Origin of the sequence: Acinetobacter lwoffii (assembly GCF_029024105.1) — a bacterium.
Classification (GTDB): Bacteria; Pseudomonadota; Gammaproteobacteria; order Pseudomonadales; family Moraxellaceae; genus Acinetobacter; species Acinetobacter lwoffii.
The window spans coordinates 417,760-437,656 of record NZ_CP118963.1; the positions used below are offsets into that span (position 1 = coordinate 417,760).

The 19,897-nt window shown below is 43.3% G+C and carries 21 protein-coding genes; 10 read left to right on the forward strand and 11 right to left on the reverse strand.

What is annotated here, in order from left to right:
* Window positions 1–327: 327 nt before the first annotated feature.
* The 4 genes from PYW33_RS01805 (at window position 328) to craA (ending at window position 5,079) form a co-directional block, all read left to right on the forward strand.
* Window positions 328–1,737, forward strand: a complete 1,410-nt coding sequence (locus tag PYW33_RS01805; RefSeq protein WP_004644999.1) for an FAD-binding oxidoreductase — start codon at window positions 328–330, stop codon at window positions 1,735–1,737.
* Between the two features lie 105 nt (window positions 1,738–1,842).
* Complete coding sequence (locus PYW33_RS01810) at window positions 1,843–3,147, forward strand: IS4 family transposase (RefSeq protein WP_004282307.1); 1,305 nt, start codon at window positions 1,843–1,845, stop codon at window positions 3,145–3,147.
* Between the two features lie 132 nt (window positions 3,148–3,279).
* A complete protein-coding gene (locus PYW33_RS01815) occupies window positions 3,280–3,657 on the forward strand; it encodes a hypothetical protein (RefSeq protein ID WP_004281576.1) in 378 nt (125 codons plus the stop codon).
* A 192-nt stretch (window positions 3,658–3,849) separates the two neighbouring features.
* Entirely contained in the window at window positions 3,850–5,079 is a 1,230-nt protein-coding gene (gene craA, locus PYW33_RS01820; protein ID WP_004645000.1) for a chloramphenicol efflux MFS transporter CraA, read from the forward strand.
* A 179-nt stretch (window positions 5,080–5,258) separates the two neighbouring features.
* Here the strand turns inward: craA and PYW33_RS01825 are convergent, their stop codons facing one another.
* From PYW33_RS01825 to PYW33_RS01845, 5 genes are all read right to left on the reverse strand, one after another.
* A complete protein-coding gene (locus tag PYW33_RS01825; protein WP_004645001.1) occupies window positions 5,259–5,555 on the reverse strand; it encodes a DUF3817 domain-containing protein in 297 nt (98 codons plus the stop codon).
* Between the two features lie 120 nt (window positions 5,556–5,675).
* Window positions 5,676–7,859 carry a YccS family putative transporter gene (gene yccS, locus PYW33_RS01830; protein ID WP_004645003.1) on the reverse strand — a complete coding sequence of 728 codons (2,184 nt, stop codon included), beginning with the start codon at window positions 7,857–7,859 and terminating at the stop codon, window positions 5,676–5,678.
* Window positions 7,860–7,987: 128 nt separating this feature from the next.
* The gene (gene sodC / locus PYW33_RS01835) at window positions 7,988–8,530 is read right to left on the reverse strand and encodes a superoxide dismutase family protein (RefSeq protein WP_004645005.1); all 543 of its coding nucleotides are present in this window, start codon (window positions 8,528–8,530) and stop codon (window positions 7,988–7,990) included.
* 122 nt (window positions 8,531–8,652) lie between these two features.
* Window positions 8,653–9,783 carry an AI-2E family transporter gene (locus tag PYW33_RS01840; RefSeq protein ID WP_370940769.1) on the reverse strand — a complete coding sequence of 377 codons (1,131 nt, stop codon included), beginning with the start codon at window positions 9,781–9,783 and terminating at the stop codon, window positions 8,653–8,655.
* A 128-nt stretch (window positions 9,784–9,911) separates the two neighbouring features.
* A complete protein-coding gene (locus PYW33_RS01845) occupies window positions 9,912–10,556 on the reverse strand; it encodes a ParA family protein (protein ID WP_004645007.1) in 645 nt (214 codons plus the stop codon).
* A 124-nt stretch (window positions 10,557–10,680) separates the two neighbouring features.
* On the opposite strand from PYW33_RS01845, the gene PYW33_RS01850 reads away from it, so the two are divergent.
* Both PYW33_RS01850 and PYW33_RS01855 read left to right on the forward strand, forming a co-directional pair.
* Window positions 10,681–11,148 (forward strand): Holliday junction resolvase-like protein, encoded by a 468-nt coding sequence (locus PYW33_RS01850; RefSeq protein WP_004645008.1) that lies wholly within the window; start codon window positions 10,681–10,683, stop codon window positions 11,146–11,148.
* A gap of 26 nt (window positions 11,149–11,174) precedes the next feature.
* Window positions 11,175–11,753, forward strand: coding sequence for a hypothetical protein (locus tag PYW33_RS01855; RefSeq protein ID WP_004645010.1), 579 nt, complete (start codon window positions 11,175–11,177; stop codon window positions 11,751–11,753).
* A gap of 24 nt (window positions 11,754–11,777) precedes the next feature.
* On the opposite strand, the gene PYW33_RS01860 is transcribed toward PYW33_RS01855, so the two are convergent.
* A complete protein-coding gene (locus PYW33_RS01860; protein WP_004645011.1) occupies window positions 11,778–12,401 on the reverse strand; it encodes a class I SAM-dependent methyltransferase in 624 nt (207 codons plus the stop codon).
* A 191-nt stretch (window positions 12,402–12,592) separates the two neighbouring features.
* On the opposite strand from PYW33_RS01860, the gene PYW33_RS01865 reads away from it, so the two are divergent.
* Window positions 12,593–13,156 carry a hypothetical protein gene (locus PYW33_RS01865; protein WP_004645013.1) on the forward strand — a complete coding sequence of 188 codons (564 nt, stop codon included), beginning with the start codon at window positions 12,593–12,595 and terminating at the stop codon, window positions 13,154–13,156.
* 73 nt (window positions 13,157–13,229) lie between these two features.
* Here PYW33_RS01865 and PYW33_RS01870 read toward each other — a convergent pair whose 3' ends face one another.
* Window positions 13,230–13,562, reverse strand: coding sequence for a HopJ type III effector protein (locus PYW33_RS01870; protein ID WP_004645014.1), 333 nt, complete (start codon window positions 13,560–13,562; stop codon window positions 13,230–13,232).
* Between the two features lie 174 nt (window positions 13,563–13,736).
* Between PYW33_RS01870 and crcB the strand changes: the two genes are divergently transcribed.
* Window positions 13,737–14,117: a fluoride efflux transporter CrcB gene (gene crcB, locus PYW33_RS01875; protein ID WP_004645015.1), complete on the forward strand. Its 381-nt coding sequence runs from the start codon at window positions 13,737–13,739 to the stop codon at window positions 14,115–14,117.
* A gap of 89 nt (window positions 14,118–14,206) precedes the next feature.
* Here crcB and PYW33_RS01880 read toward each other — a convergent pair whose 3' ends face one another.
* Together PYW33_RS01880 and PYW33_RS01885 are read right to left on the reverse strand one after the other, a co-directional pair.
* Complete coding sequence (locus PYW33_RS01880; protein ID WP_004645016.1) at window positions 14,207–14,458, reverse strand: type B 50S ribosomal protein L31; 252 nt, start codon at window positions 14,456–14,458, stop codon at window positions 14,207–14,209.
* 96 nt (window positions 14,459–14,554) lie between these two features.
* Window positions 14,555–15,853, reverse strand: a complete 1,299-nt coding sequence (locus tag PYW33_RS01885; protein ID WP_004645017.1) for an ABC1 kinase family protein — start codon at window positions 15,851–15,853, stop codon at window positions 14,555–14,557.
* A 285-nt stretch (window positions 15,854–16,138) separates the two neighbouring features.
* Here PYW33_RS01885 and PYW33_RS01890 point away from each other — a divergent pair, with 285 nt between their 5' ends.
* Window positions 16,139–16,351, forward strand: coding sequence for a DUF1737 domain-containing protein (locus PYW33_RS01890; RefSeq protein ID WP_004645018.1), 213 nt, complete (start codon window positions 16,139–16,141; stop codon window positions 16,349–16,351).
* A gap of 202 nt (window positions 16,352–16,553) precedes the next feature.
* Here the strand turns inward: PYW33_RS01890 and PYW33_RS01895 are convergent, their stop codons facing one another.
* Together PYW33_RS01895 and PYW33_RS01900 are read right to left on the reverse strand one after the other, a co-directional pair.
* Window positions 16,554–17,912 carry an MATE family efflux transporter gene (locus tag PYW33_RS01895; RefSeq protein ID WP_004645019.1) on the reverse strand — a complete coding sequence of 453 codons (1,359 nt, stop codon included), beginning with the start codon at window positions 17,910–17,912 and terminating at the stop codon, window positions 16,554–16,556.
* A 39-nt stretch (window positions 17,913–17,951) separates the two neighbouring features.
* Entirely contained in the window at window positions 17,952–18,410 is a 459-nt protein-coding gene (locus PYW33_RS01900) for a DMT family transporter (RefSeq protein ID WP_004645020.1), read from the reverse strand.
* A gap of 126 nt (window positions 18,411–18,536) precedes the next feature.
* Here PYW33_RS01900 and hemW point away from each other — a divergent pair, with 126 nt between their 5' ends.
* Complete coding sequence (gene hemW / locus PYW33_RS01905; protein ID WP_004645021.1) at window positions 18,537–19,691, forward strand: radical SAM family heme chaperone HemW; 1,155 nt, start codon at window positions 18,537–18,539, stop codon at window positions 19,689–19,691.
* The last annotated feature ends 206 nt before the right edge of the window (window positions 19,692–19,897 follow it).

Below are 19,897 nucleotides of genomic sequence, written 5' to 3' on the forward strand. Positions count from 1 at the left end.
GTCGCGGTATGATAGCACAGGAATGGGGCGGTTATACATTTCCTTAATGACGCTCACATCAGCTATTCTGGCAAGATATATTGATAATAATGATCATGGTGTTTGATTTAAATCTGCATTTTCAAAGGTATATTATCAAAATTGTCATTTTTCGCGGGAAACACCAAAAAATAGCTTATAATATTGCGCCATGGTTATTAAAGCAGCGTGATCCGGTGCTTTAATAACCATGTTTCGCCTGATTTGTATCCATGTTTTTATGCATAAAAAATGTGCAAATGAACCAGCGAAGTCTCTCTTGTTTAAATCATGCTAGGTCTGCAAACGATGAATGCTCCAGTCGCTTTAACCCCTGAGTTATTGACCCAATTGACTGCAATTGTGGGTGAAAACCGTATTAAAACCGATACGGACAGCCTCCAGAATTGGGGTCGCGATCATACGAAGCACTTTGATCCAAACCCGTCAGTCGTCGTTTTTCCGTCGTCAACTGAGCAAGTTCAAGACATCGTAAAACTGGCGAACCAATTTAATGTTGCAGTGACTCCATCGGGTGGTCGTACCGGTCTTTCTGCAGGTGCAGTCGCAGCCAATGGCGAGATCGTGGTCAGCATGGACAAGATGAACCAGATTCTGGAGTTTTTCCCGGCAGATCGTATGGTGCGCGTACAGGCAGGTGTGGTGACTGAACAGTTACAGAACTATGCTGAAGAGCAGGGCATGTATTACCCAGTTGACTTTGCTTCGGCAGGTTCATCGCAAATTGGCGGTAACATCGGCACCAATGCTGGCGGCATCAAAGTGATTAAATACGGCATGACCCGTAACTGGGTACTTGGCCTGACCGTTGTGACGGGTAAGGGCGATGTATTGCGTCTGAACAAAGGTATGATCAAGAATGCAACCGGTTATGCGCTACAACATTTATTTATTGGTGGTGAAGGCACGCTGGGTCTGGTGACGGAAGCGGAAATCAAGCTTGAACGTCAACCGCAAGACCTGCAAGTGATGGTACTGGGTGTACCTGACTTTGATGCGATCATGCCGTTATTGCATGCCTTCCAGGCGAAAATTGACCTGACTGCATTTGAGTTCTTTGGTGAACTGGCGATGCAGAAAGTCTTGGCCCATGGTCACGTGCAACGTCCATTTGAAACTGAATGCCCATTCTATGTATTGCTTGAGTTTGAAGCGCCGTTTGAGCCGATTATGGACAAGGCGATGGAAATCTTCGAGCATTGCATGGAACAAGGTTGGGTACTGGACGGCGTAATGAGCCAAAGCCTGGATCAGGTAGAAAGTTTATGGCGTTTACGTGAAGATATTTCTGAATCTATCGCGCCATTTATTCCATACAAAAATGACATTTCCGTTCTGATCACGCACGTTCCTGCATTCATTAAAGAAATTGATGCGATTGTATCGACGAATTACCCAGACTTTGAAATCTGCTGGTTCGGTCATATCGGTGACGGTAACTTGCACTTAAATATCTTAAAACCTGCTGATTTGTCTAAAGATGAATTCTTTGCCAAATGTCAGGTGGTGAACAAGTATGTCTTTGATACCGTGAAAAAATATGACGGTTCAATTTCTGCGGAACATGGTGTGGGCATGACCAAGAAGCCATATCTTGAATATTCGCGTTCGGCGGAAGAAATTGAATATATGAAAGCTCTGAAAAAAGTGTTTGATCCAAATGGCATCATGAATCCGGGTAAACTTTTCGATCTTTAATCGGTCGGAATTGAAAAAAGCGCATCGAAAGGTGTAATGCCAGTCAGTTAAGCAAAAAAAGTTAAAATGCTGTAAAAAGAGCGTATGTAAATACGCTCTTTTTTTATGAATTTATCTCAGAATCTAGATTTAACATTAAAACAAACCCTACCTTCACTTTCACAATTCAGTGAATTGATTGATTTAAACTGGATTGAAGATTGCTTAGACCAAACAGGTAAAGCATCAATTCGAAAAAGAAAACTGCCTGCTGAACATGTTGTTTGGCTGGTAATCGGACTTGCTCTATTTCGAAATCAACCGATTTGGTATGTGGTTCAACAATTGCAACTTGTTTTCGGTACGGCAGAATACTGTGTACCGAGTGCATCCGTACAAGCAAGACAACGCTTAGGCTTAGAACCCATGAGTGCTTTATTTTCGACATTAAGTCAGGCATGGTTTAAAGACTCACAACAACAATATAGCAACTTTCACGGTCTATGCGTTTGTGCTGTAGATGGTGTGGTTTGGTCTATGCCTCATACAGAAGAAAACTTTAAGCACTTTGGTTCATCCAAAGGCAAAACAGCAGCTGCACCTTACCCACAAGTTAGAGCGACTTGCCTGGTGAATACCAATACCCATGAAATGATTGATGCCCAAATGGGTAGTATGGATCAAGGTGAATTAACCTTAGCCAGTCAATTAAAAGCACCAGTTCGCAGTATTACCCTATTTGATCGTGCTTACTTCTCTGCTGATTTTTTAGTGAGCTGGCAATCTCAGGCAGAAGAGAGTCATTGGTTGATGCGAGCAAAGGACAACCTGCGTTATGAAGTGATTCATCATAATGCGGCCCATGACTTTCAGATCAAAATGCCTGTTTCAGCAAGAGCAAAAAAGATAAATCCGTCATTGGGTGACTATTGGGAAGCACGTTTAATTGAAGTTGAATATGCAGGAAAAATAAGACGTTACATTACATCATTAACAGATTCTAAAGTTTATCCATTCAAAGACCTTGCAATGCTTTATATCCAGCGTTGGGAAATAGAAATGTGTTATCGGGAAATTAAAAGTGATTTACAGGATGCAAGGATTTTAAGAAGCAAACAACCTGATTTGGTCTATCAAGAATTGTGGGGGGTATTTATTGCATATAATATCTTAAGAAGACAGATGAGGTTTATCGCTGAACATGCAAAGGTGAGTCCTTTAAGGATCAGTTTCCATATTGCATCTATGAGTATTATCAATATCTTAAGGCACACACCTTTAGAATCAGCAGGAAACCTACCCAAACATTTAGCGCAATTATTTGAACAATCTAAAATATTTGTATTACCTGAAAAAAGGCAAAGGCAATGTCCGCGAGTAGTGAAAATTAAAGCACAAAAATATCCAAGAAAATGCCAGTCAATTTCTTAACTGACTGGCATTACATCGAAAGGTGCGCTTTTTTATTGCTGTGTAAAGACAGTTACAGAGTCTAAATGGTTTTGTACTAAGAAGCTCGGCATGATAGGTTGGAATAAGAATGACGATAAAGGGTTAAATAATATGTTCCGGATATTGGCAGTCGCAACTCTCGCTTTTGGTATATTGGGTTCAGGCTGTGCAACTGCTCAACAGGTCATTGCAAAGGTACAGTCATCTTCGGATACGCCTTTGGAACAGGTTTTACAATTAAGACCGGACTTGCGTAAGGAACTGGCAACAGTTGAGTTGCGCCAGTTCTTTGACAAGGTAGAGTCGCCCACGATTGGACAGGTCAAAGTCACTGAAACTGGGTTAATGGATGATTCGGTACGTTCAGTACAGACCATTTATTATTTTAAACGGGAAGATAACAGCTGGATGCTGGAAAATACCGAGAAGTTGTATCGTTGTGCACGAGGTTCAAATACCAAGACTTTCCAGAAAGCAGTCTGTCCATAATAGTGTTTGATCTTTAGACAGATTTTGGTTAAAAGCGTATCTAGAGGATGCGCTTTTTTATTTGGAAGATTATCTCTACGATCAGTTATATTTATTCAGAGCGTTTGAATATCTCATCTGCTAAAATTATTTCTTTCTATTTTAGATAAAGCTCATTCTGTTTCATCTGGCAGACTGACAATAAAAACTCCCATGCAAAACATCCAAACCCAAAAACTGACCCGTGCCACACTCATGTTCCCGCTGGCACTGGTCCTGTTTGAATTCTCAGTCTATATCTGTAATGACCTGATTCAACCCGCCATGCTGGCGATTACCCGTGATTTTGGCGTGAGTAGTTCATGGGCACCATCCTCCATGTCCTTTTTCCTGTTGGGCGGGGCATTTGTCGCAGCGATCCTGGGGCCATTGTCCGATCGTCTCGGGCGTAAAACGGTATTGCTTGGCGGTGTAGCATTTTTCACGATTAGCTGTCTGGCTATTTTATTAACACCCAATATCGAAAGTTTCCTATTCCTGCGCTTTTTACAGGGCTTTGGCCTGTCCTTCATTACCGCCGTAGGTTATGCCGCCATTCAGGAAAGCTTTGAAGAACGTGATGCCATCAAAGTCATGGCACTGATGGCCAATGTGTCTTTGCTGGCACCCTTGCTAGGACCAGTGCTGGGTGCCTTTATGATTGATCATATCTCTTGGCATTGGGGTTTTATCGGCATTGCATTTCTGTCATTTCTGAGCTGGTTCGGCCTAAAAGCCAAAATGCCAAATCTGAACGTCAGTATTCCCAGACAGCCGGTCAGCTATATTCTGGATGACTTTAAACAGGTTGTAAAAAATAAGCGCTTTGTGATTATGACTGTAGCCTTGCCTTTGGTGAGTCTGCCCTTGATGTTATGGATTGCCCTGTCACCCGTGATTCTGGTCGAGCAATTTGGATTCAGTAGCGTGCAATATGGTCTGGCGCAGTTTCCGGTCTTGGGCGGCCTGATTGCAGGTAATCTGATTCTGCTAAAAATTATCGATAAAATACCGCTGGGCAAAACCGTATTATTGGGTCTGCCACTGATGTTGCTGGGTACCGGTTTATTGATGATGGGCTTATTGATTCCAGAATATTTTATTCATTGTCTGATTATCGGCACCACTTGTATCAGTCTGGGTGAGGGTGTGAGTTTTTCGGTGCTGTATCGTTTTGCATTAATGTCTTCTGAAGTGTCCAAAGGCACGGTGGCTGCGACGGTTTCTATTATCCTGATGCTCAGCTTTTTTGTGGTGATTGAAGCAGTAAGGATGGCGTATGAAGCCTACGATATCTGGGCCTACTGTGCTGCCTCTTTGATTCTGATTGCACTCTGGTTTACTTTGCCGCGCATGCAGCTCAAACAGTTAATGCTGGAAAGACAGGAGCGTGGGGAGTTTTGATTCCTTATCGAGGGAACTTATAAATTATTGAAATCATATGTTCAGTATTGAATTTCCCTCTCCTTTTAGGAGAGGGCTAGGGTGAGGTTAAGTATTTAATAAGTTCCCTCTCTCTAACTCTCTCCCAAAGGGAGAGAAAATTTTCTTTTGACTGATCTAATTATATTAGGATTCTACAATTAAGCTTCAGCGGGCTGTTCCAGCTTCTTCAATTTCATATCAAACAGGAATGGACCGAAAGGCAGAATCGAAGCGATTAAACCCATCACAAACATGCTGAGAGACCATTTCTGTTTTTCACATACTGCGAATAACACCACCAGAAACAGCACAAACAGTACCCCATGACCCATACCGACATATTTGACCAGAATCGGATTATCCATCATATATTTCACTGGCATCGCGATAAATAACAGCAGCAGGAATGAAATCCCTTCAAGCAAACCGACCAGACGCAAAGTTTTGATGTTCATAATACATATTGATTTAACCGAATTGGTTTTGAGTGTACCGAATATCACCTGAATATTGAATCTTAATAATAAAAATATATTCAATATTTTTAATAAGTTATAACCAAGTAAGGCAGTTGGTTATTTAATCTCGGCACCTAGTAATTCATGACGTAATTTTAGTAATTCCGCTAAGGTTTCCAGCAATAAACTGATCTGTTTCAGCACCAAAAGCAGATGTGCTGACTGGTTTTCCTGGGTACTTAAGCGTTGAATTTCTGCCAGTTTATGATCGATGTCGTAGGTAGCTAAAGACTGTTGTTGCAGCAATACCCCAGTTAAGGTTTGCTGACACCAGCGCATTAAAACCAGAATTTGTGCATCAGTAACCTGCTCACGGTGACTCCCCAATGCTGCAATATAGCTGAGCTGGCTATGGCTATAAACCAGATAGCGAAAGGCACTTTTGACTAGTTGCGGATCTGGATTCGGTTCGGTACTCAGGCTTGAAATCATGCTGGATAAATCAATCTGTGCATTGTGGGCCAGACGCCGTGCAGTCCTGTAAGCAATACTGTTATCTTTACCGTTTTGATATTGCTCGACCACTGCAGCAAAATAGTCCAGTGTAGCAAGCGATGATTTTTTAATATTGCTGGAAATATTGCGAAAATTCCAGTCAGGCCAGATCCAGCTTACTGCCATCCAGGCAATCAGACAGCCCAACAGGGTATCAATAATACGTGGCAAAATGATCGCATAACCGGCACCTTTCAGGTTAAAAATCAGGAGTACCATCAAGGTCGCCATGAGGGTGGCCATGGCATATTTTTTGGAACGTAGATAGAAGAAACCGACACCAAAAATTACTGTCAGGAGTAACTGACCTTCGACACTTGGCACAAAATACAGAATGGGAACACCTAGCATGACCCCCAATAATGTTCCCAGAGTCCGCAATTTGAGCCGGCTTTTGGTGGCAAAATAACTGATCTGACAGACAAACAGGCTGGTCAGTAAAATCCAGTAGCCATTTTTCGCAAAAGGTAATAATGAAATGGCATAGCCAACTAAAAACACAATCGCAATCCGCACCGCATGCCGAAAGAGTGCCGATTGTGGACTTAAGTGCGGTTTGAGTTTCAGCCAGAGATCTGTGCTATCGCGAATATCATCATCAAACAGACTCAGGTCATCAAAATGCTGCTGATAGCGTGGCTTATACAGCGCCTGTTGATCATGCAGGTGTTGTAACTGCTCATGTACACTGAGCAGATTGGCCAGAATAAGCTGTAAATTTTTAACTTCAATATTTTGTGGGTGTTGAGCAATCCAGTCCTGCATCGACTCCTGTAAATGTTTTAATGCCAGTTCATCATCTGTAGACAGATAAAATTTCTCATTGCGCAGTACACATTCTGCCAAATGCTGACAGGCAAGGGCTTGCAGACGGATATTTTTCTGAATCCGGAAAATCAGGTCAGTGCGGCTAAAATGCTGTTCGATCTGTTCATAATGCAGATAATTCGCGGTGGCCTGTTCATGAATATCCTGCATCAAAAAATACAGATTCAGCCAGTAAATGGTATTACGATTGGCACGCGAAGCTTTGAGTCGGGTCAATAGCGAATCTTTGCTACGGTTAAAACTCTGAATGACTAAAGTATTTTTAAGTGACAACTCATAGAGCAGGGTTTCAACATTTGGATGCTGGTCTGGATCAAACAGTTTGGCTTTACTCAGCAGTAAATCCGACATGTGCTGCAAGCTTTGTGCGAGATTTTCCTGAACCTGCAAAGTAGGACGCAGCAGAAAAAATAGAATAGACGTCAGGCCGTACCATAGCGCCCCAATGACAAAATAAAGCGGCTGTTCATACCAGTGCTGATATTCGCCCAGGCCGAACATGGTATAGATTGACAGTAAAATGGTGCCAAATGAAATCATGGCATAACGTTGGCCTAAGGCACCCATTAGAATAAACAGCGCACTCGACAGGGATAGCCACAGTGCAAACCAGAATTTATGTGGAGCAAGAAATTCCAGAATGCTGCTGACACTAAAAAACAGAATGATGACCAGTAACAGGTTGCGCAAACGCAGGCTTAGCCGGTCATCAAAATCAGTCAGTGCCGTGGCAATTGCCCCTAAAGTTACTGGAACGATCAAGAAGTCATAACCCAGAAATTTCAGACCGAAAGTGGTACCTAAAAACACCAGCAGGATCTGCAGGCAATAAGTCATCAGCGCACTGGACTGAAAGGGCAGCAGGACAGGTTTTATAATTTTAACAAGAGTAACAGTCGCAGGTTGGGCAGCATTCACAAGGACAGGATCCGGGAAGTAAAAATGCAAAGTTCTGAATGCAATTTAGACGCCAAAATAAAAGAAAAATCCATAAAAAAACGAGCATAGTGCCCGTTTTTTCTATTCAGTCATTGGCATGAGGGTATTTAGATCACACCACAGGCAATACGTTCACCGCCGCCACCCAATGGTAATGGGTTGTCGGAATAATTGTCGCCACCGGCATGGACCATAATCGCACGACCCTGAATATCAGCCAGTTTCAGGCGTGGTGCAAGCAGGGTGACACGTGCAGTTCCATCTGTATTGACTTTCAATGCGGGTAAATCACCTAAGTGACCGGTTGCTGGCGTACCGTGATGCGGTGCCTGATTTGGATTGTAATGGCTACCTGCAGCCAGTGCTGCGCCCATCTTGCCGTCTTTCATGGCAGGCGCGCATGAACCATTTTCATGAATATGGAAACCGCGCTCACCCGAAGGAAGTTGTTTCAGGTTGGTACGAATGACCAGACCGGCTGGGCTGTCACTGAGTAAGACGGTCCCAATCTCTTGGCCCACACCTTGAGCAGTTACAGTATTCACAGTCACTGCTCTGACCACTTCATTTGATGGAGAGGTTGAGGCGCAACCAGTAAAAAGTGCGGCGCTTAACGCGCAAAGTGTCGTAATTTTAAACAATGAAGACATGATTTTGGCATCCTGATCTTTATTCTGTTTTGTGGGTTCATTTAAACAGAGCAAAATCAGAAGCTCTATATAGAATCAGTACTTAAATGTTTTGTTTTGTTTAAGTCGATTCTATTTATGCTTTAAGGGGCTTCGGGCGGTGTGTCCTTGGTTTCTGGATCAATCTCATGTGCCATGGTGGCTTTAGGCATCATTAAAGGTTCATTCAGATTACTTTCATGTAACCATTCACGCCAGATTGCAAGCAATACAGCCAGAATCACCGGGCCAATAAATACCCCGACCAGACCAAAACTGGCAATACCACCCAAGACTCCAAACATGATCAGCAGGAAAGGAATCTGGGTTGCGCCAGAAATCACCAATGGACGAATGACGTTGTCGGCGGTGCTGACAATACAGACACCCCAGACCATGACCCCAATGGCTTCAATGGTTTGTCCTTGTGAAAACAGCCATAGCGCCACCGCACTATAGGCGAGGGGTGGGCCAAAGGGAATCAAGGCAAAAATAAAGGTCACAATGGTTAAAACCATCGGATTCGGCACACCTGCGACAAAATAGCTCAAGCCTGCCAATAAGGACTGTGCAATCGCAGTCAAACCAACCCCATAGACCACGGCACGTGTAGTTGCAGAGATGGTAGAAAAATAATGATGTACACGTGGACCAACCACCATTTCAAAGGCTTTACGCACTTGATTTAAAATGGTCTGACCATCACGGTAAAAGAAAAACAGCGAAAGCACCGCAAAACATAATTTAAAGATATTTTTGCTGACTTCATTCAACACCACTTTGCCGTAATTCAGATGACCTTGAATCCAGGTCGATACCGACAGTGCAATACTTTGCGGATCCGTATTGATTTCATTTAAGGTTCGGGTAATTTCCTTGCCGACAATTGGAAGCCCACGAATAAAATCAGGGACATTCAGGTGACCGGAAAAAACCTGCCGCTGCAATTCAAAATACAGGTTACGACCTTCGTGCTGCAGCATGAAAATGGCGAAAATAAACGGCAGACCAAAGACCAGAATCACGGCCAAGATCATTACGGTTGCGCTCAATGTCGGTCGATTACCGCACAGGCGTAACACCGACTGATACAAGGGCCAAGTCATATAGGCAATAATGGCAGCCCAAACTACAGGAATGATGAAATACTTGAGTATATGAAAACTCAAAAAAATCAGGATAAAGAACAATCCAAATAATAAGACTTTTTGTAATGTAGGCGCGTACTGTTGCACTGAATTTAATGACTCATTTTTTAGGTCGTGTTCAGGCATATTAACTGAAAAAAAAGCGATCGAAAATGATAGCTAGCCAAGTAGCAAGATTATTTTCCCAAAGCTATACCACGATTCAGACGATTGACTCAAAACCACTGACTCGGATCATCAATAATGGCATTTAGTACCGGTTGCCATTGAGTCTGCAGTTCCCGGTAGATTTTCTGAGGTTTATCAAAGACTGACAGGCCTTCCATAGCCAGTCGGCTATAAGGGGCACGTTCCGAAATCCAGGCCACTGGCTGCTGGTCGATCTTGTCAAAAAACTGCTGTATGTCTTGATTGCTGGCGGCATTCGGTTTGGTTCGGTTGGCCAAAAGTAAAATTTCAACCTTGCCCTTACGGATGCGTTTAATGTCCTGCAAATGTTTGAGAAAACGGCGGGTCGAATCGATATCAAAAAAAGAAGGCTGGATCGGGATGATAATCGCATGTGCTTCACTGATCAGCTGTTCGGCATGATCGTCGGTCAAGGCACCCGGTGCATCAATAATCAGGTATTCGATCTGCTTCGGCGCATCACCAATAGATTTGCTATTGCGCCAGTCCAGACTTTGGATCTGTGCTGCCTGTGCCGGACGATGCTTAAGCCATTGCAATGTTGATTTCTGGTTGTCGGCATCGGCCAATGCCACCTTATAACCCTTTTGTGCGAGTGCTGACGCCAAACTAATAGCTGTCATGGTTTTACCACAACCGCCTTTCTGATTCGCAACTAAAATTGTTTTCATGACTCAAGGTGATTTTATTCTGTTCCGGCCTAGCATATCATTCTTTTTAAGTATGCAAATGGCCGAAGTCCTCAACTTCAGTCGAATGCGATGCTATAAAAATCAGGCAAATTAGGAAGATTGAATGTCCATATGGATGGCCATGCTGATTGGCGCATGTATCGGGGTGGTATTGACCACTATTATTTTAAGTCAGACGCGTAATGGACGGATCAAGGCCGAATATGAGCAGTATATTGCCGAACTGGAACTGGAGCATCAGCAGTCCCTCATTGCCGCGCAAAAACGCAGCGTGAACACCAGCCGTGCAGTTCTCAAAGGCAAAATGGCGGAACAGCTCGCACCGATCATGCCAGAATTTCAATATTTGCCGAGTGATGCCAAGTTTCTGGGCGATCCAGTCGATTATGTGGTCTTTGATGGCTATACCGATTTTCGTGATGGCGAAGGCGACGCTGAAGATATTGAAGTGGTTTTGATTGACATTAAAAGTGGCGGAGCACGCCTGACCAAAGGCCAGCAAGCCATTGCCCGAGCGGTTCAGGAAGGGCGGGTACGTTTTGAAACCATTCGGATTGATTTTCAGGATTGACCAAAATCCAGTGAAGAATAAAAATTATGCAAAAATTACTAATCACTGCGCTGCTGTTTATGCTTGGACTCTGGGTCTGGAATGAGTTTTTTCGTGCCATTCCGCATCTGCAAGAAAAAGGCGTACTCAAAAACTTTCAGGTAAAACCAGTCAAGCGCATTTCAGCGACTTATATTATGCATGATCACCGCTTTGTGAAACCTGATCGTCGGGTGCTGCATCAGGCCAGCCCTGTGGTGGGGCATTTTAATGATCTGGCCTATCTGAGTAATATTGATGTGCTGTTGCTGACTCAACCGCTGCCCGCCATGCAGGCAAAACTGGAGTTTGATGAAGCAAAGCGCTGCTATCAGATTGAAGGACAAATTAGCAAAGCGGAGCATGACTTCGTCAATACGCATGTGCAGCATTTTAGTCTGATTGCTGCCACTGAAAAAATTGCCGATCAGATTCGCCGGCTAAAATCGGGACAGAAAATCACGCTCACTGGTGATCTGGTAACAGTTCATTCAGGTACGACTGGACAAGAGTTCCGGGTTGGGACAGGCTCTGAATATCGTGCTCATTGTCAGTTGTTGCGAGTAACCCACGTCCAGCAGCACTAAATACAAAATAGTAGTGAATTCGCTCTATGGTTTACGAACCCGTGCTAACAACATGCGTTGGCCAATCTTCGGAATACCTTCGGCATCAATGTAATTCAAGGTTTCTATTTCAAAACCGGTTTCCAGTAAGGCGGTTTCAATATCCCGATTCAGATGACAGCCATCTGCGACTTTCTTTTGAATGGGAGTGAGTAAATGTTGCAGACGCTGAATATTTAAATTTTGTCGATTCAGAACATGTTCGACCACATGTAAAGTCCCACCCGGTTGTAGCACACGGTAAATTTCCTGCATGCTCTGTTCCAGCTCTGCAATACTACAAAGCGTCCAGGTAGACACAATATTTTCCAAATTATTTTCAGCAAAAGGCAAAGTTTCTGCGCTGGCCTGAATATGCTCGACCTGAAACCCTGCCTGTTGAATTCGCGCTTCTGCCAGTTTGAAGATCGCCGGATTTGGTTCTAGTGCATAGACCTTATCAACCGATTGATAAAAAGGCAGATTCAGGCCGGTACCAAAACCAATTTCCAGCACTTCCCCGGAAATGTCCAAAAGTAGTTCACGACGCAAGTCCATCAGGGATGGTGTTTGCATCACCTGATTCAGCAGATGCGGAAAGATATGTTGTTGATAAAGTTTATACAGCATTTGAGTTATTTTAATATGATGGAAATACGTTCTAGCTTAACTGAAAAATAAAATGACGGGCATATCTCGAGCTGACTAAATACGTGCAGTTTGTTACCAAGTTCAACTGTTTATTCATTAAAAAATCCGTAAGATCAAGGAAGATATCCTTAAAACGTTTGATCAACTTGATTAGGATTAGATTAAAAATTATGTTCAAATACTTTAAAAATTATGCTTTGCTGGCCAGCCTGTTGCTGCCTATTTCGGGCTATAGCTCGGTCGACCACAATATTGCCAAAGGTTTGCCTCCCGTCGTTAAAGGCCAGTCAATTTCGGTCTTACAGCCTTTTAAAGGTGATTTTCGTATTCTGGGTTCCAAGGTTTATAGTTCTGACCCGCAAGCCAAATTCTCTCCAATTGATTATGCCGTCAGCTGGGGGCTGTTTGCTGAACCTGAAATTGCCCGACATATCACGGTCAATCAATTTGATCGTTATCTGAACTGGAAAATGGATCGGGTGCCAGTGCCGGTAGAACAAGCCAAGCAGATGGTGTCCAATATGCACATCATTCCTGCCAATCCTGAAATTGCCAAGGCAATTAAAAAAGTGAAACGTGGTGATCTGGTGCGTATGCAAGGGGAACTGGTTGAAGTGCGTGATAAAGATCTGGTCTGGACATCGTCTTTAACTCCGACCGATACGGGTGATGGTGCTTGTGAGGTTTTCCGCGTCAGTTCTATTAAGTGGATTGAAAAAGTCGGTAAGAGCTAAAACAGACTTCATGCACGCTTCTAAGTTGTATAAAAAACCGCTCCTTTGAGCGGTTTTTTTATCTGCTTAGGACTTACTTCGCAGTTAAAGCCTGACCTTCAAAGGCAATTCCATCCCAGCCATTGAGCATAAACTGGCGGATATTCTGATGATCAGTCGCCTCTGGCGTCGCCAGTACACAAGTATAATGTTCAGCAAACAGGCTTAACGTTTGTGCCTGATCCAGACCATTCAATTGTGCAAAAGAAAAGACTTTGGCGCTGCCCTGATTTTCTGTAGCCGCATTATTCTGCTGGCCATTTTTAAATGCAGTCGGTGTATGCGTATAACGGGATTCGATATAAGCAATCACATCTGCAAATTTTGCTTCGCCTGCCGCCAACTGGGCCAATAAATCCTGCGCCATGCTGTTTTTCCTGTGTCATTCATGAAAATTCGATGCGATAAATATAGCAATTTTCTTGCGAAGTTCCATGGTATTTCATTGATTTTCAGTTCAAGATAACAGTGAAATTTATCCATGCTCAATACGAAACTTTGGATAAAATAAACTTGATCAATAAATAGAACAGGAAAAAATATGGGCTGGCTTTGGGTGGCAATGGGTGGGGCAATCGGTGCCAGTCTGCGTTATGCAGCAGGACTTTGGCTGTTTAAACCACAAATGCAATTTCCCTGGCCCACCTGGTGGATCAATATTTTAGGCTGTTTATGTGCCGGGATTTTTTTTGCCTGTAGCCAAAAATATCCAGCACTCCAACAAGAAGCTCGTCTGTTTTTAATGGTGGGGATTCTCGGTGGCTTTACCACATTTTCCAGTTTCGGTCTGGAAAGCTTTTTGTTATTCAAGCAAGGTGCTATGGGCCTAGCGCTGTTATATGCATTATCCAGCTTAATTGTCGGCATTATTGTTCTGGCGCTGGGCTTTTATTTAACTTCACTCCTGTTGGCACAGAGTTAAAATCAGCGCATAAAAAAGTCAGGAAATTGGAGGTCATTTCCTGACATAAACCACGATTTAAATCTTAAGATAATCGAAGGTTTTCGATTTTAACCACGTTTAAAGCGGCCAAAACGTTTGTTAAAGCTTGCCACACGTCCTTCATTGCTGGTCTGACGCTGCTCACCTGTATAGAAAGGATGTGATGCACTCGAAATATCTAATGTCACGTAAGGATAAGTTTTACCTTGATATTCTTTGGTTTGATTCGAGTTCATTGTGCTGCCAATCACGAAATAGGCATCGGCATTGGTATCATGGAATAACACTTCACGATACTCGGGATGGATATCTGAACGCATATCTAACTTCCTCATGATTCTTGATTAAATGTTATAATGTAACATTTGATATTTCAAGTAATCTAGGGTTACAGCGTGTAAGCCTATCGTCTCAACTTAGCTTCGACTCGGTACCAGTTCTTCAAATACATCACTTAAATCATCATGTACTTTGAGATGAATCAGGTTCCAGTATTGTCCTGAAATTGTCCGGTTCACCATCAAGGTATCAGGAGAGGGCTTAAATACATCCCAATATTTCAACGAAGGTTTCAGTAGCTCCATCCCATCATGATGCGCTGAGTTTTCGGCGAAATCATAGTGAGTGACCAGAGGACGCATGAGTACTTCCAGCCATTGTTCATATAATTCTTTCGGGAATTTTCCAGTTTCAGTCAAGGAATGCAGCGCATCCAGCTGTTGCTCGATCACGGGAATATTCTTCTCGCGTGCAGCATGGATCAGTTCTCTGAAATGTCCAATCACTTCAGTCGACAGTGTTTTAACGCCACCATAATCATAAACAATCACAGAGCCATCTTCACGGAAAGCAAAGTTGCCCGGATGTGGATCACAGTGAAAGCGTTTCAGATAAAAAATTTCCTGGCCAATGGCACGAAACAGACGACGTCCCAAAGCATTTCGGGTTTCGAGTGGCCAGGTGCTGGCAGTTTCGATACTTTCACCAAGTTCCTGGCTTAAGGTCAAAATATGCCGGGATGAGTACTCATGAAACACTTTCGGAATCACAATTTTATTGTCCAGAGATTCATGGAAGGCACGAGCGATTTCCAGATTCTGCGCTTCGATTTCATAGTTCAGCTCATTGTCCAGACTGTGCTGAATTTCTTTAAATAATTGATCTTGAAGTTTACGATCAATCTTTAATACGCCCATCATACGCAGTGCCAGACGCACCTGTTTCAGGTCGCTTTCGCAGGCTTCATCCACACCAGGATATTGCACCTTGACCACAACTTGCTGGCCATCCGGCAGGCTGGCTTTATGCACCTGACCAATCGAGGCCGCGGCAAATGGCTGCTCATCAAACTGCTGGAAAAGCTGCTGCAGAGGTTTACCCAATTCTTTTTCCACTTGTGCCTTAATTTCTTTAAACGGCATCGGTGGCGCCTGACGCTGTAACTTAGCAATGGCTTTGGCGACTTCGGGCGGGAAAACATCTTTATATTGCGAGGCAATCTGGCCAACTTTCATGACTGCGCCTTTCATTTCCCCCAAGGTATCCGCAATCTGCACACCAATATCCTGAAATAATTTACTGCGCGCAGTATTTTTCTGCTCGTCATCGGCAGTTAAATTTTTAATGGAATTGGAGAGGGTTTTACCTGCAATACTTGCGGTCATTCCGGCAAGTTTCATAAAGCGACGACCGGGTGTGCTAGCCGTTTTTGCCATGCGAGATTCCTTGAAACCAACTATGAATGGATGTATTTGATCATAGGTGACAAAGTTTCAATTGCCTAGATTTAATTGTAGAGGTTGTGTTGTGATTTCCTTCAGCTTCTCCATGTTTAATGCATCATCTTTGATTTGATAAAAGATTTATCTTTATCTCCTTGGCTAAACTAAAAAATATGCCGGAATCCATCATCGTTTTAGATAAGGCTGAGTATTAATTCTGAATGTTGTTTTATGGCTAAAAGCTTAGAATAAACAGAGTGTAGTAATGAAGAAAATTCAATGAAAGTCTATCGATATTTTACCGGTAAGGATGATGTACATTTTTGTGCGCGGGTGACCCGTGCCTTAAATGAAGGTTATGAGTTATATGGTTCACCCACCATGACTTTTAATGGTACGGATGTGATTGTGGGGCAGGTAGTGATTAAAGATGTGGCGGATGAATCGAAACTTCCAGAAAGATTGAAGGATGCTTTAGAAGCTGATTCTTAATTTCTACATTAAAATAAGAATTATAAGTGTCATAGCCTCATCTTTTTATTTTTATGCTGTCGCGTAGGCAGTTCTTACTTTTGTCATGGCAAAAGTAAAAAACCGTTTCGTTGATCTGATGATACTTCCCTGTATTACAGCTCAACGGTGACATCCATGCCACCTACTCAATATTTAAGATTGCTTGAAAGTCACTAAGTTTTTACACCTTTAAGCTTAAACGTCTGTTATTGCCATAGAGTCGTGCCAGCAATAAAACACAGGCAACACTTAGACCTACAATCAGGCCAACCCAAACACCAGCTGCACCCATCTCTGTAAAGCGGGACAGATATACCCCGACCGGGAAGGCGATGACCCAGTAAGCCAGCATGGTAATCCACATCGGCCCCTTGGTATCCTGCATGCCGCGCAGACAACCTGCTGCACTGATCTGCCAGGCATCCATCAGTTGATAGGCAATGGCAAACAGAATCAGATAGACCGCAATTTGGGTCACGATCATATCTGAGGTGTAGAGTGCCACGATTTCATTGCGGAAAACCCAAAGCAGAATCATGGTCAGGATCGCCAGAATAGTGGCAGTAATCAGGCCGAGATATTGTACTTTACGCATGGCTTGCCAGTTCTGTTCACCATAGTAGGTGCCGACCCGAATGGTCAGGGCAATTGCCAGTGACATGGGAATCATGAACAGTTGTGAAGTGACAGAAATAGCAATCTGATGGGCAGCGACAATGGTCTCTCCCAAAGGACTCAGCACAATTGCCGCTGTACTGAAAATACTGACCTCAAAGAAGATCGCCAATCCAATCGGAAAACCCAGTTGCAGAATACGCTTCACCCATTCCGGGTTGATTTTTTCCCAGTGAGTAAAAGGCTGGGTACGTTGATAGGCTCTGTTTTTAAAGATATACAATGCCAGAGTCATGAGCATTAACCACTGCAAAATCGCTGTGGCAAACCCACAGCCTGCACTGCCTAGGGCCGGAACAGGGCCAATACCATACATAAAGATATAGTTCAGCGGAACCAGCAAAACCAGGGCCAATAAACTAATGACGGTAACCGGACGCGGATTTCCAATCGCTTCTGAGTAGCCGCGTAAGGCTGCATACATGGTTACCGCAGGCATACCAAAACCAATGGCATGCAGAAATAAACTGGCTTTAGGCTGTAAGCTTTCCGGTACACCCAAGAGTGGCAAAGTGGCGGGCAGGAGTTGCAAAATCAGGCCGGCAATTACTCCAAGGATCAAGGCGACCCAAAGTGATTGACGTGCAATGGTGGCAATTTTTTCAGGTGTGCGTGCGCCGTTAGCTTCGGCAACCAAAGGCGTCGTGGCAATCATAATGCCACTAAACAGCAGCATCACCGGAATCCAGAGTCCTACTCCGACGGCAATCGCGGCAAGATCGGTAGCAGACAGGTGACCGGCCATAATGGTATCAATCAGGCCCAGACCAGCCTGAGAAAATTGGGTCACCAGAATAGGCAGCATCAGATGAAAAAGTTTTTTTAATTCAAAACCAAAGGTTGTGACTGGTGAAACATTCGACACAAAAATTACTCATCGTGATCATGTGCTTAAATAGAAGGTTTAGCGTTGTAAAGTGAGAAGCACACCAATAAAAATTACCACGCCGCCTAAAAGACGTTGCCAATTAATCGGCATTTTTTCATTACCCAATAATCCCAGATGATCGACCAGCATCGACATCATCATCTGACCAAAAATAATGAGACTGCTAAGAACCAGAAAGCCAAGTTTGGGCGCTGCATAAATGCTCATACTAATCGCATATACACCCACGATTCCCCCGAGCCATAAATACCAGGGAACACTCATCAGTTCCTGTAAACCGGGTTTGGGATTGGACTGAAAAAGTACGATTACGGCGAGCACTATTGTACCAATCAAAAAGGAAAAAAATGCAGCTTGAATAGGAGAATATAAATATTCTTTTAGTTGTGTGTTAATTGCGGTCTGGAGTGTCAATAAAACACCGATTGCAAAAACTAAAGGAAGTAAAATAATAAGTTGAGAAGATATTTTCATAATTTTAACTGACTAATTCTATTTAAATTTTTAGGTATATCACACGATCAAATTTAATTTTAGCAGTGTTGCCGCCGAGTCATGTTAAAATTCCGCTATATCTTGTAATCGTTTTTGAGTAGTTCTTTGGCTGAATTGAATCCTGCTGCTGTCCCTTTGTCCTTATATATTCATATGCCTTGGTGTGTGCGCAAATGTCCTTATTGTGACTTCAATTCGCATGCGGTTCCGGATGGTCAGCTATCACTGGAATTGGAACAGGAATATTTACGAGCACTGGTGGAAGACTTTAAAACTCAGGTCGATTTTGCCCAAGGCCGGCAGATTCACAGTGTCTTTATTGGTGGGGGGACGCCGTCACTGATTTCTGCCCCAGGCTATCAATGGTTATTTGATCAGCTCAAAGCCGTTATTCCCTTTGCCGAAGGCTGTGAGATTACGCTGGAAGCCAATCCCGGTACGGTCGAACATGATCCGTTTGCCGGTTATTTGCAGGCCGGAATTAACCGTCTGTCGATTGGGGTGCAGAGTTTTAATACCGCTCATCTCAAGCGTTTGGGACGGATTCACAGCAATGAAGATGCGATTTCTGCGATTGGGCTGGCACGTGAAGCCGGTTTTCAGCGGATTAATGTTGACTTGATGCATGGTTTGCCTGAACAGACCTTGGATCAGGCTTTACATGATTTAAAACTGGCGGTAGAACAGGGCGCTACGCATATTTCCTGGTATCAGCTGACGATTGAACCAAATACGGTATTTTTCCGGACTCAACCGATGTTGCCTGTCGATGAAATATTGGAAGATATTCAGGAGCAGGGTGAGCTCTACTTAAAAGCTCAGGGTTTTATCAACTATGAAGTTTCGGCTTGGCGTAAAGAATTGCCTTCAGCGCATAATCTGAATTACTGGCAGTTTGGTGATTATCTGGCAATTGGTGCCGGAGCACATGGCAAAGTCACTCAACCGGATGGCGTGTATCGGTTCCAGAAAACTCGTTTACCTAAGGACTACTTAGCCAAAATACCTGCCGAACATGTGCAGTTTAAGCGCATTGAAGATGCCGACTTGCCTTTTGAATTTATGATGAATGCGTTACGTTTAAATCAGGGCGTGGAAGCCAAACTCTATGCCGAACGTACCGGTTTGAATCTGGATACTTTACATGAGTTACTCAGCTCTTTACGTGACAGAAAATTAATGGTCGATGATCAAGACCGGCTTTCATGTACCGAGCAAGGGCATATCTTTTTAAATTCGGTATTAGAAGAATTTCTTTAATTGATTTTAATTCGCTGCTCATTTTTGGAAAAACTCTCGTAAATCTATATGAGGGTTTTTTTATTGTGCAGATTTCCCTAGGTCAGGAATTTTTTATAGCCTAGAGGTTATCTGTTTTCAGATCTTCGATGTAATCTTTGAAAAGAAAACAGCAAACTTTAAAAATCTCAGGCACAAAAAAAGCACTCTTAGAGTGCTTTTTTTCA